The 11,977-nt window shown below is 34.8% G+C and carries 9 protein-coding genes and 1 pseudogene; 3 read left to right on the top strand and 7 right to left on the bottom strand.

The genetic code is table 11. The features are described 5' to 3' along the window. Window positions 1–10: 10 nt before the first annotated feature. From ABH966_RS23140 to ABH966_RS23125, 4 genes and pseudogenes are all read right to left on the bottom strand, one after another. Window positions 11–1,438 carry an ABC transporter permease gene (locus tag ABH966_RS23140; RefSeq protein WP_370082570.1) on the bottom strand — a complete coding sequence of 476 codons (1,428 nt, stop codon included), beginning with the start codon at window positions 1,436–1,438 and terminating at the stop codon, window positions 11–13. 604 nt (window positions 1,439–2,042) lie between these two features. Then, a pseudogene (locus ABH966_RS23135) lies at window positions 2,043–2,633 on the bottom strand (IS110 family RNA-guided transposase); the annotation flags it as partial. Continuing rightward, window positions 2,558–2,995, bottom strand: a complete 438-nt coding sequence (locus tag ABH966_RS23130; RefSeq protein ID WP_370082619.1) for a hypothetical protein — start codon at window positions 2,993–2,995, stop codon at window positions 2,558–2,560. The gene ABH966_RS23130 and the pseudogene ABH966_RS23135, both read right to left, overlap by 76 nt. Window positions 2,996–3,202: 207 nt before the next feature. Further along, on the bottom strand, window positions 3,203–3,625 hold the full coding sequence (locus ABH966_RS23125; protein ID WP_370082568.1) for a hypothetical protein: 423 nt from the start codon (window positions 3,623–3,625) through the stop codon (window positions 3,203–3,205). Between the two features lie 415 nt (window positions 3,626–4,040). Here ABH966_RS23125 and ABH966_RS23120 point away from each other — a divergent pair, with 415 nt between their 5' ends. Together ABH966_RS23120 and ABH966_RS23115 are read left to right on the top strand one after the other, a co-directional pair. After that, on the top strand, window positions 4,041–4,496 hold the full coding sequence (locus tag ABH966_RS23120) for a VanZ family protein (RefSeq protein ID WP_370082566.1): 456 nt from the start codon (window positions 4,041–4,043) through the stop codon (window positions 4,494–4,496). A 401-nt stretch (window positions 4,497–4,897) separates the two neighbouring features. After that, window positions 4,898–5,677, top strand: coding sequence for an alpha/beta fold hydrolase (locus tag ABH966_RS23115; protein ID WP_370082617.1), 780 nt, complete (start codon window positions 4,898–4,900; stop codon window positions 5,675–5,677). 222 nt (window positions 5,678–5,899) lie between these two features. Here the strand turns inward: ABH966_RS23115 and ABH966_RS23110 are convergent, their stop codons facing one another. Together ABH966_RS23110 and ABH966_RS23105 are read right to left on the bottom strand one after the other, a co-directional pair. Continuing rightward, window positions 5,900–6,343 carry an SRPBCC family protein gene (locus tag ABH966_RS23110; protein WP_370082564.1) on the bottom strand — a complete coding sequence of 148 codons (444 nt, stop codon included), beginning with the start codon at window positions 6,341–6,343 and terminating at the stop codon, window positions 5,900–5,902. A 352-nt stretch (window positions 6,344–6,695) separates the two neighbouring features. Further along, a complete protein-coding gene (locus ABH966_RS23105; RefSeq protein ID WP_370082562.1) occupies window positions 6,696–8,675 on the bottom strand; it encodes a cation:proton antiporter in 1,980 nt (659 codons plus the stop codon). A 646-nt stretch (window positions 8,676–9,321) separates the two neighbouring features. On the opposite strand from ABH966_RS23105, the gene ABH966_RS23100 reads away from it, so the two are divergent. Beyond that, complete coding sequence (locus ABH966_RS23100; protein ID WP_370082560.1) at window positions 9,322–10,170, top strand: MBL fold metallo-hydrolase; 849 nt, start codon at window positions 9,322–9,324, stop codon at window positions 10,168–10,170. Window positions 10,171–10,491: 321 nt separating this feature from the next. On the opposite strand, the gene ABH966_RS23095 is transcribed toward ABH966_RS23100, so the two are convergent. Then, window positions 10,492–11,970, bottom strand: coding sequence for an Lsa family ABC-F type ribosomal protection protein (locus ABH966_RS23095; protein ID WP_370082558.1), 1,479 nt, complete (start codon window positions 11,968–11,970; stop codon window positions 10,492–10,494). Between the last annotated feature and the right edge of the window lie 7 nt (window positions 11,971–11,977).

The raw sequence follows: 11,977 nt of genomic DNA, 5'->3' as shown, positions 1-11,977 counted from the left end.
ATGACTCCTCCTACTCATCTTTTAATAGTATTTCTTTTGGATTTAAACGAAGTATTGATAATGCTGGTAGCAGTGTTGATAAAATCGCAATTAATAGCCCTAATCCACCTAAATTCAACACATCTTGAGTTGATATACTTACATCAATATTGTCGATAGGTTCAACATCTTTATTTTGTTTATTCATCATTCCAAACGAGAATCCTAAAGTATTTGATTCTTGTTGTTGATCTTCAGCAGCAATAACTTCTTGCTGTAATAAACTGTCTCCCATTTTTTGCGACACTGTTTTACCTGTAATGATAGAAATGCCAAATGCTAGTACAGCTATACAAAGTACTTCTACTAACAGTTGTCCTATTAATTTCCTCTTTTTTTCACCGATAGCCAATAGAATACCTAATTCCTTACGTCGCTCTTTTATGGTCAACATAATAATAAGACCTAATATAATGGATCCTGCAATGGATACTAAATAGACAATCATTTTAGAAGTAGCGGCAATATTCTCGATAGGGCCTACCATTTTTTGATATAAAGCGTCATGCGCATCTAACTTAAATAGATTGAAATCAATATTTGTTTTCTTTGCGTCTGCTTTAAAATCCTCAATATTTTCTGGATCATTTAAATAGTAAATTACTTCGTTAATAGATACATCCTTTTTATCATTTTCTTTCTCCATTTCTTTCGTCGAATCATAAGTAGTGTATATTTTATTCGATGGATGCATCATAGCTGGTAAGTTTTCCTCGAAGTCAGTTATCCCGGAATTTTTGTATATCCCTATTATTTCTAAGTCAACCTTCGCTGTTTCATCAGGTGATTTAATCTTTAACTTATCACCAACTTGAAGCTCGTTTTGTTCGGCTAACCGTTTTTCAATCAGAGCTACTTTCTTATTCGCATCCTCTGATGTAACTGGACGACCGTCAATAATTTCATTCGTTCCATCTGTAAAATCTTGCATTAAATCAGAACTTCTTACACCTTGGATAAATGTATTAGGCATTTTCATATTTCCAGGGTTACTACCACCTACTGTTCCAATTACCCCTTCTTCATCTTTTTCACTATTAATAGGTGCAAAATCATCTGCTACAAGCATGTCACTTTTTAAATAGTTGTAGTCTATTACATAGGGCGATTTAGCTAACTGGTCTGCTTCTTCTACCAAAAGTTCCGGATGCTTTATTTTTCCACTCGGATTCTCTTCTCGCTGTTTTGCCACATTTTCCATAAGCTTCTCTTCATCGATTCTAAGACTTACGTCTACACCTAATGTTTGTCTAGCATGATCATTCGCCTTTTGTGAGACATTTTGAATTGCAAAACCCGCTAATACTAGATTAGAAACTACTAGAAATACAGTAAATAATATTAGCGATTTCCCTTTCCTTGCTTTTACACTTAAAAATGCACGTTTGATAAAATTCATTTTTTATTACCTCCTTGATAGTTCAACTATAGAAGGATAATCTGTAGTTTATATGGAGATACTGCGAAGTTTATCTAGAGAAATACGGGAGTTTAAGTGAATCAATTTCCGAGCTATATTTTGGGAGAAACGATTATATATAATAAAAAAGTAGCAATTCGATTTTATTAAAAGTCAATAGTTAACGTATTATCTATACACCAGTATTCTTCATAAAATGTGTAACATTATAATAGGTATTTTTAGGCTGAATAATTCAAACAAATTAGTTCAGCTTTTTTATGAGCAAAAATGAAAATTGGAATATTTAAGTGTAGCTTTGTAAAAAAGTTTGATTGTTTATAATAAAGTTTGATAATTTTAATAAAGTTTGATAAAAATGACCTCTTTAGTTGTTCTTAGAGGTGATTCATTACTGGATATTTATGTTAAAGTTAATGTAAATATTGTGAAGAAATGTACTTAAACTAAACCAGCTAATAGTTTGTCAATAATTTTCTGTTAAAAGTTTAATAGGCACGTGCTATACTAAAAAGTGCATGACAAATAACCTTCCTAAAGTTTGTTTTTGGAAGGTTTTGTTTGATTTAGTTGTACTTACTTATCAAGCTAAATCTTGGTACGTAGTTCTATTTTTTAATAAGGGAAAAATCCAATGTAATAGTTTATTAATACAAGCTACTATCGCTACTTTAAAAGGTTTTCCTTCGTCACGTTTTTTATCATAAAACTCACGCAATTGCTTGTTTCGAGGAATGATTTTATCGTCTGTTTTAGTTTTCCTGCAATCTCGTATTGCACAACGAACAGCCATGAACAAGGCATGACGAAGTCTACTTGAACCTCGTTTTGTAATTCGATTTTTGGTCGCTGAAAACTTACCTGATTCGAAAACACTTGGGTCAACTCCAGCGAAAGCCACAAGCTTTTTAGGGTTGTTAAATCGATCTATTTCACCAATCTCAGAAATAATCGTTGCAGCGATTTTTTCACCGATACCGGGAATAGATTTGATAATACTATATTCTTCAATTTCTTTTGCGAGGGCATCTATTTCTGACTCTAACTTTGATAGATGCTCTTTGTATTGAAGAAGGATCTTTATATACATATCAAGACTTAAAATATGACTCTGGTAAACGGTCTTTTCAAAAGGATTACGAGCTGCAGCGGCTTTAAGCTGTAAAGCTTTTTCATGTTTCCGGTCACCTGGCCGTCGCTTAGGGTAAGGGTGGAGCCACTGGAGAAGTAAATGCCACCGCCTTGATTTGAGCCGGCTATAACACTGACTGCCTTATTTTCAGTAATTAAGCAGTTTGTAATTGAAAATTCGCCTAGAACACCCTGTACCCTAATACCTCCGCCGAAATTTCTTATACTGTTGCCAATTATTGTGCTGTTCATGATAACAAGCGCATTTGCATTGCTACCCAAAGATTGTGGCATTGAATAGATGCCGCCGCCATTGCCGTCGGCCGAATTGTTGCTTATTTCACTGTTTTGAATTGTAACGATGGTGTCAAACGCGTTTATACCTCCTGCGTCACCGAAAGCCACCACGGTAGAATTAGCGGTGATTATTCCTCCGTCAATGGTAAGGGTGGAACCCAGTCTGTTCCCTCCCGCTATTGGTAATACCGCCACCGCTGTTGTTCGCACGGTTGCCTGTTATTTCCCCACCGTTCATCACGATGTCACAGTCAGCACCAAAGACACCGGCACCACTACCAGCAAAACAGTTTTCTATGAGCGCGGCGTTCATGATCAGACTGCTTCTACTAATATTGCCCTGAACCAGGATGCCGCCACCTTGCCACTACTCCTGCAATTGGTAATTGTGCTGCCATCAAGCGTTAGGGAACAATTGGAACCGAAAATTAATATACCTCCGCCCGTCCCTCCGCCATCAAGGATGATACCTACACCTACATTCATCGACACTCCGGTTAAACTGCCGTTTGTTAACGTTGAAAAGTGACGAAAGCTTCCTCCACTTGTAATCGCAAGTGTAACACTACTACTGCCGCTGCTATTTATCAGGTTAATTGTGATATTTTTTTGTATCAAAACAACACTACTGAAATTGATATCATTTATAATAAAAAAATTGAATACATCTCCGTCTTGTGCGCTCACTAATGCTGTTGTGATATCAGTAAAGTTGAAAACATTAACATCTACAATCATATATATATCCCCTTTATATTGCTTTTTATAAAATAACCTTATTAAAATTATATGCCAGAGTGGAAAAACGTGGCTGGGTTAAGGGGACGGTTCTTGTCGTTGGGGTTGGAACAAGGGGCTCTAGCGGTTTACTTTGTATAATCCGCCTTGGGGTACAATGTCCCTCCGAAAATTAACTTCTCTTTTTAAGCTAATGGGTGCTTTACTTAAAGATGGGATTCCATAGAGATTCCATCTTTTTCTAATTCAACTAACGGCGCAGGATAGTTGAAGAGTGTTTTTTAACTTGTTGTTCAACAATCGGGCCATATTGTTGAATAACATTTTTTTATGAAATGTTACCAAACGGCGCTTTGGAAGGTTATACTTCAACCAATGATGTAGTACATAGGCTGAATTGAGGTGGTTTCTAAGTATGAATAACAAAAATTGGAGGATTCTTTTTTCAATATACATATTATTAGTGCTAAATTTTATAGTGATTAAGTTCAATGGAGACATACAAGATGTTATCAATACTATACAATCGAATATGGAGCGTAGGGACCAATGGGGATTAAGTGCAAACTTAGTTCCTTTTAGAACAATCGAAACTTATATAAGTGATTTGAGTTTTAGTATAGCTTTTATGAATATTTTTGGTAATATCATTCCTTTTATACCAATGGGATTTCTAATACCAATGGCTTTTACCTCTCAAAGAAATATAATCAAAACGATGACTTCTTGCTTTTTACTCATACTCAGTGTAGAAATCCTCCAACTAATCTTGTTTTTAGGTAGTTTTGATATAGATGACATTATTCTAAACCTACTAAGTTGTTTTATAGGATTTATACTTTTTAAAGCGTATAAGAATATCTTAGAGTAGTTTCTTGAATTTAGTTAATCTTCTTATAAAGTTCTTGATTTTAACTACAGGGGCTTTAGTTGAATGACGATCTTCAACAATCGGGCGCGATTATGTAACAAGAATCAGCGCTCGTTTTCTGGTTTGTTGCTTAACCTTTTGAAGCGAATTCAACTGTTGAAATCGCGTTATTATAGAGCGAAAATATCAATACTAATATGCTGCTTCAACGAGGAAAGGGGCTTTCCGCCATTGCATTAAAAATCGAAAAATCCCCCTACCATCCTTGGGCGTTTCTTAAGTTTGTATTCATCAGAACTTCGCACTAGCTCAACAAAGTTTAACGCCGATATTAGGCATACACTCTGCCTTAGGTGAATATCTTAATGGGAAATTACTTTTTAATAAATGGGGTGATACACTTGGGATACTTTGTAACTGTCGAACCAGGCGTCAACGTATTTATCGAGGACATCAATCCAAAGGGAAACAAAACGATTCTGTTTATTCATGGGTGGCCGCTAAACCATAACCAGTTCGAATATCAGTTCAATTTCCTTCCAACGCTTGGATATCGTTGTATTGGAATGGACTGGAGGGGATATGGCAAATCGGATAAACCTTTTAGCGGGTATTCTTTCGATAGATTAGCAGATGATGTCCGCATGGTCATCGAGACGTTACAGCTAAGCAACATAACACTGGTAGGGCACTCTACAGGAGGTGCAATCTCGATCCGTTACATGGCTCGTTACAAAGGGTATAGGGTATCTAAACTCGTCCTGGTCGACGCTGCCTCTCCATCTAGCGTTCCAAAAGAATTTACAAATAAAATCATCGAGGATACAAATCATGACCGACCGCAAATGCTGCAAGACCAAACGCGAATTTTTTTCTTTCAGTATATTTCCGAACTGAAATCCGATTGGTTCGTTTTAATGGGATTACAAGCGGCGAATTGGGCGACTTCCGCCATTATGGTCACGCTTAGGGATGAAAATGTTTACAACGATCTTGGTCAGATCGATGTACCCACATTAATTATTCACGGAATTCACGATAAAGTCGTTCCGTTTACTCAAGCTGAGGAAACAAATAAGCTGATCAAAAATTCAACGCTAGTTCCGTTCCAAAACAGCGGCCATTGCGCTTTTTTAGAGGAGCGCGATAGATTCAACCAATTATTATCTTCTTTTGCATAACGACTCGGAATAGCAACATTGTCGCAAATAATTCGTAAGCGTCAAATAGCCCCCATCTTAAATAGATGAGGGCTAATTTGAGGAGCAGGTGAGATTATTCGGGGCTTTACTTGTATAACATTGAGTTGCATATGCAGCTCTTTTTTACTTATTGAACTCCCATGAAAGAACGTAATAATCTTTCATTTTCTGTGGTGTAGCAATGACTTTATGCAACATTTTTTAATTAAGCTCCTCCAATTTTGTAGAGATCCCAATCGTCATTTCTTCTGTTACTTTAGGAAGATAAGACTTTAATACCTCATTAACCAGCGGTCCCAATGCACCACCAGCATTGATCTCAAGAAAACCTGTTATCCTCGTTTTATTTTTAGCTATTACTTCTGCCAGGAAATAGCCACCGCCTGAAAGTTCCTCATTTAAACCCTTTAAATTAAAAGTAACCCTTGTCGGTTCAATCCATTCTTCTATAGTGGCCATTAGATTAATCTTTTTCTTTATGAATCCGATGTTACTATAAAATTCCCAAGTGGACTGGCGGTTAGTAATTTTTCGGTGTTGAATATATCCAGGAATAAGTGGAGCCCAGTTATCCATATCCTTAACAAAATCCCAAATCTTATTTATCGGTAACTCCACCTCTACCTGATGCGTTCCGCGCGGCATTGATTTTCCCCCTTTCCATCTCAATAGTAAGTACTTTATATATGTATATGTTAGTTCCAACAAAGCGGGATTTGTCCGTCATGCCTGGCTGTATGACAACCAAATAGTTTCTAATCGTAACTGAACTGAATACTATAAAAATACAATTAATCATTTGAGGTGAAATATGGATTTCAATCCTTTATGTTATCTGGGGATAGGCGATTCTCTTACGGCTGGTATCGGGCCTATCCAGGCAAAAATACCTCTGAACCAGTAGCATTACCAATTGCATTATTGACTGATTAACCGTAGCTAACTCAAAGTAACAAAACACATAAAAGCCCAGCAAATTATGCTAGGCAGTCACCATTTATTCTTCCTCTTCAAGTAAAATAACACTTTCCAAATTATTCACAAATCTTCTTAACTCTTTAGCTAATTCATTATTTATATCACCGGCCAGATACCATTCATTTATAAGATTTCTTTGTGCTTCAATGGCTATTAAAGCTAAGTATTCTTTTTGTTCTTCTTGCTCTGAAGAATCCATTTTATAAGATGAGTATTGTAAGTGACGATAGTACATTTCCACTTTTTGAGCAATATCTATAGAATATTCATTCGTTTCTTGAACATGCTTGATAATTGATGATGTCACATGATCTTTTAAATCTTTTTTTACTTTATTAATTTGTTCTACAACATTGGCTGGTAGTTTGCTCATCTTCCGTTCACGTAAAAAATGACGTAAACTACGTTTTAATAAAGTAAATGTTCGATTATTTAACATATCTTTTCTTTCTTTAAGAATATAATCAATTTCCTGTTGAATTGATTCGTTTAATCCAAGTTCAGTCATATATTGCTTCGTATAAATTATTTCTAATTCCATCCCAATTTTTCTAACTTCCAACATTTGTTGCCTATATGCTTGAAATGCTTCTTCTGACTGTTTTCGCTCAACATTCATTAACATTGCGTTATATTGATTCATTAACTTTAGAGCTATAGCAGCATTTTCTTCAACTGTTTCACGTTGAATACTACGAATCGCATGTTTTAACATTTCTCTTTTTTCATTCATTATATTTGGCTGTTGGGCTTTTTCTTGATCATTTAATAAAGGTAAAAATATGGTTGCCATTATCAAGGTGAATAAAATAACACCTGCAGCTAAAAAGATAAGTAATTGACGATCCGGAAATAATTCTCCTAGATCAGTTACTAGAGGTAATGATAATATACCTACCATCGTGATCGTACCTCGAACGCCAACAAGCGTTGTCACAATATGATCTTTCATTGTCACTGTATCTTCGTTCTTAAATATTTTTTTATCTACTACATGAAAGAACATCACCCAAACAAAACGGATGACTAACACCATCAAACCAATTGCTAGCACATATAAAATAAGGATACTATTATGAATTTCCTCGCTTACTAGTATTGAATTTGTGGCAGAAGGTAGCATTAGCCCAAGCAGGAGGAAAATAACCCCATTTAATGTAAAAGTCACAATTGACCAAACATGTTCTGTTACCACCTGTTCCTGTGCAATGAAACTTTCGGTCTTTTCTTTAACAATTGCCGCAATAATTCCACCTGTTACAACTGTAATTACCCCTGATGCATGAAATACTTCTTCTGCTATCAAATATAAAATAAATGGTGTTAGAACTTGTAGCAAGACGTAAAATGTTGAATCCACTATTCCTATACGGCGAAGATGAAGTCGAATCCAATATATTGCTAATGCACCTAAAATCCCTATAAGTAAACCAACAAAAAACATATAAAGAAAATCACTTGTTGCTGTTTTCAATGAAAAATAACCGGTTACAATCGCCGCTACTGAATATTTAAACGTGATTAACCCCGATGCATCATTGATTAAAGATTCCCCGCGAACTAAATTCATAATACGATCTGGAATATGAACTCTTTTGGCGATGCCATTTACCGCCACTGGGTCAGTAGGTGATAAAATAGCCATTAAAGCAAAGGCAGCCGCTAAAGGAATCGACGGAATCATCCAGTGCACAAACAGACCACCAACAATAGTCGTTAAAAGTACTAATACAATCGCATTGCCTAAAATCGGTAATCGCATTTTCCATAATTGTTCACGAGGAAAATGTGCGCCATCATGATAAAGTAACGGTGCAATAAACAATAGCAAAAACCATTCCGCTTCAATTTCAATGGTAAAATTCTTTGCTACTAAAGCAACTATAATTCCAACTGCAATTTGAATTAAAGCAATCGGGATGAAAGAAATATAATGTGCCAGTACATTTGTCACTAATAATAATACAAGTAGAATCAATATCGATATTAAGAGCTCCATGTACGACCTCCTTTTCTAAGAAATATTGTTTCTTAAGGTCAACCAAATTTTACTCTACTAATTATAAATAAATAAGGTTTGCTGTTCTATAAAATACAGCCTTTTCACAGTTAGTATTTGTCCACTGACTCAATTTAACCCTTATTTCATCAACAAATGAAAGATTACACGGGTGGGACGCTAACAGGCGCCGGTTTTATATGGCTGGGTTTTAGCCTCCTTATTTCCTACAAGAGTTTTGAAGCAACTAGAAATACTGCTGTCTATCAAAGATAAAATTATTCCTATAGAATAACCTCCTTCCAAACAGACCTTGTTTTTATTGGATAACGGAAAGAAATTATTTTCACATGGGGTATCCCATTCCCCCTCCCTATCCAGTGCTTATTATTACAAAATAGAGAGTGCTTGTTTTGTCTGTTATTTTGACGAAGTGTGCACTTTAAATAAAATATGGGTGCCACTATTCCGAATTTTCGCAAAAATCCGTTTATTGTGTTATACTTTTCCTTAGTAAAAAAAGGAGGTACAGTCCAATGGTAAAAAAGTAAAATGAGAAAATCTTAAATTATGTTTTAGTTTTTTACAACAAACATGTAGATTTTCTCTTTCATAGAATTAATATCTAAAGTAGAGGAGAAATAACATGTTAAATAAATTAAGTGATACTATTTATTATTTACCAAATCAAGAAGATAACGAACGGCCAACATTAGGTTTGGTATGTGGTGACCAATTTAGTCTAATTATAGATGCTGGCAATTCAACTCAACATGCTAAAGACTTTTTACTAGAAATCGAGAAACTAAGTGTACCACCTATCAAATATTTGGTAATTACACATGCGCATTGGGATCACTTCCTTGGAATGAATGAATTTGAAGCAACTGTTATAGTTAATAGTCGAACAAACGAATTGTTAAAAGAATGGCAAAGTTATAGGTTTGATGATAATTCACTGCAAAAGTATGTGAAAACTAATCAGATGAATGCTAAGTGTATAGAGATTATACAAGCTGGTATACCTAACAGAGGTAGTTTTAAATTGAATTCTCCAGATGTAATTTTTGAAAATACATTAACTATTGATTTAGGTAATAAAGTTTGCCTAATTGAAAGAATCAGAAGTACTCATACAGACGACTCTACAATTATTTATATTCCTGACGAAAAAGTTGTTTTTTTAGGTGATTCTGCATATTGTACAACTACAAATTCCCTATTTCATTTCAAGCAATCATTGTTATTGCCTATGATTAATGACATTAAAAAATATGATGCTGAAATGTTCTTACTTGGTCATGAATCGATCTGTGATTCCAATGAAATGACTATATATTGGGAAGAGTTAACAACAGCAAGTCGAGCTGTAAAATCCACCTCACTAGAAAATGCTATTAAGTGCTTTAAAGTAGAAAATAAAAGAGACCCCAATGATGATGAATTATTTTTCTTAAAAGCATTTGTTAATGACCACATCATTCAATCACAATAATTGATTAATAGCCACTTCCTTCAGCCTTTTGGTATACCAGTTTTCTCACCATACTGAATTGTTGTTAATTTGATACCTTTATCACCCATTCCTTTTATTGTTGCTTTAAAATAAAGTTTGTTCAAAAAACCTCATAATCCAGTATTTTACGATAAATAAAAGAATCCATTTTGAAAAAAAGATTGATCAAAATGGATTCTTCTCTATATATTTATGTTTAGGTCTTCACAAAGAGGTTGATTATTTTATCTACGTTCTTTAACTAATGCACCATAGTTTAATACCTGATTAACTGATTATATTTTCAGTTCTTCATATTAACTACATAGATATAATTTTGGTTGCAACTGTTTGTTGAAATGCCTGATCATGCTCAACAATCACCATTGTGGGATTAAATTCTTGAATAAGCTCTTCAATCTGCATGCGCGAATAAATATCAATAAAATTCAACGGTTCATCCCAAATATAGATATGCGCTTTTTCACATAAACTTTTGGCTATAAGCAGCTTTTTCTTTTGTCCACCAGAATAATGAGAAATATCTTTCTCAAATTGAATTCGGTCAAAGTCCATCTTACGTAGAATAGATTTAAATAACGTTTCATCAATCCCATGCTCTTCAATAAAGTCCGATAACATTCCCTTCAAATGAGAAGTATCTTGTTGGACATAGGAAATAACGAGACCTGAACCTACATACATCGAGCCTGTATGCTGTATCGGTTTTCCTAGAATTAGTTTGAGGATACTACTTTTTCCGCTTCCATTCTTTCCATCTAGCACAATTCGTTCACCTTGTTCCAGTTTAAAGCTTATTGGCTTATTCACAATTTGGTCATCGTATTTAACAGACACATCAGCCAAAACAATCAATTCATTTGAATGAAACGCCAATGATTCTAATTTTAATGACTCCGTTTTTTCCACATTTTTTAGCAGTTTTGACTTTTCCTCAATAGCTTTTAGCTGCCTTGATTCAATGTTCTTTGCTCTCTTCATCATCTTTGCCGCTTTATGTCCTACAAAACCCTTATCCAACTTAGAACCCGAATTTGTCGTCCCATTTTTGGAAGCTTCCACTTGATTTGACCAACCTGATGTACGCTTTGAAGACTGTTTTAATCTCCCTATGTCTTTTTGTAGACGCTCATTAGTTGCCTCTTCGTGTTCCTGCTGTCTATCAAAATTTAATTTCCAAGAAGAATAGTTACCACTTTGAACTTCAATATTGGCCCTATTTATAGATAGGATATGGTCAACGCATCCATCTAAAAAGTTTCGGTCATGTGAAATTAATATAAACCCTTTTTTCTTCCTTAAATATTCAGAGACCATCTTTCGTGCTTCCGTGTCTAGATGGTTAGTTGGCTCATCAATTAATAGAAACTGACCCTCCGTCAAAAAAAGTGCAGCAAGCAACACCTTTGTTTGTTCTCCATTTGACAATGTTTTAAAAGGTCGATACATGACCTCGGCATCAACGTCTAGATAGGAAATTTCACGAAGAATTTCCCAATCTTCTGCTTGGGGGCAAATTTCTTCCATGATTTCATGAGTATACTTGTTTTTATCCGAAACTGGATAAGGGAAATAATTAAATTCCACCGAAGAATTGATTTTCCCACTATACTCATAATTCCCTAATAATAAATTAAAGAATGTTGTCTTTCCTCGTCCATTTCTACCGATAAATCCAAGTTTCCAATCCGTATCTATTTGAAAGTTTACATTTTCAAAAATATTGTCAAAGCTACTTGGATAAGAAAAAGTTAAATTTTGAACTTGTATCATTGACATGATAATT

Origin of the sequence: Lysinibacillus sp. RC46 (assembly GCF_041262385.1) — a bacterium.
Classification (GTDB): Bacteria; Bacillota; Bacilli; order Bacillales_A; family Planococcaceae; genus Lysinibacillus.
Note: the sequence above shows the minus strand (reverse complement) of the source record. Positions and strands in the feature narration are given on the sequence as shown.

Coding starts and splice junctions, on each gene's coding strand:
- ABH966_RS23140 (WP_370082570.1), bottom strand. CDS start 1,438: ATGAATTTTATCAAACGTGCATTTTTAAGTGTAAAAGCAAGGAAAGGG.
- ABH966_RS23125 (WP_370082568.1), bottom strand. CDS start 3,625: ATGATTGTAGATGTTAATGTTTTCAACTTTACTGATATCACAACAGCA.
- ABH966_RS23120 (WP_370082566.1), top strand. CDS start 4,041: ATGAATAACAAAAATTGGAGGATTCTTTTTTCAATATACATATTATTA.
- ABH966_RS23110 (WP_370082564.1), bottom strand. CDS start 6,343: ATGCCGCGCGGAACGCATCAGGTAGAGGTGGAGTTACCGATAAATAAG.
- ABH966_RS23105 (WP_370082562.1), bottom strand. CDS start 8,675: ATGGAGCTCTTAATATCGATATTGATTCTACTTGTATTATTATTAGTG.
- ABH966_RS23100 (WP_370082560.1), top strand. CDS start 9,322: ATGTTAAATAAATTAAGTGATACTATTTATTATTTACCAAATCAAGAA.
- ABH966_RS23095 (WP_370082558.1), bottom strand. CDS start 11,970: ATGTCAATGATACAAGTTCAAAATTTAACTTTTTCTTATCCAAGTAGC.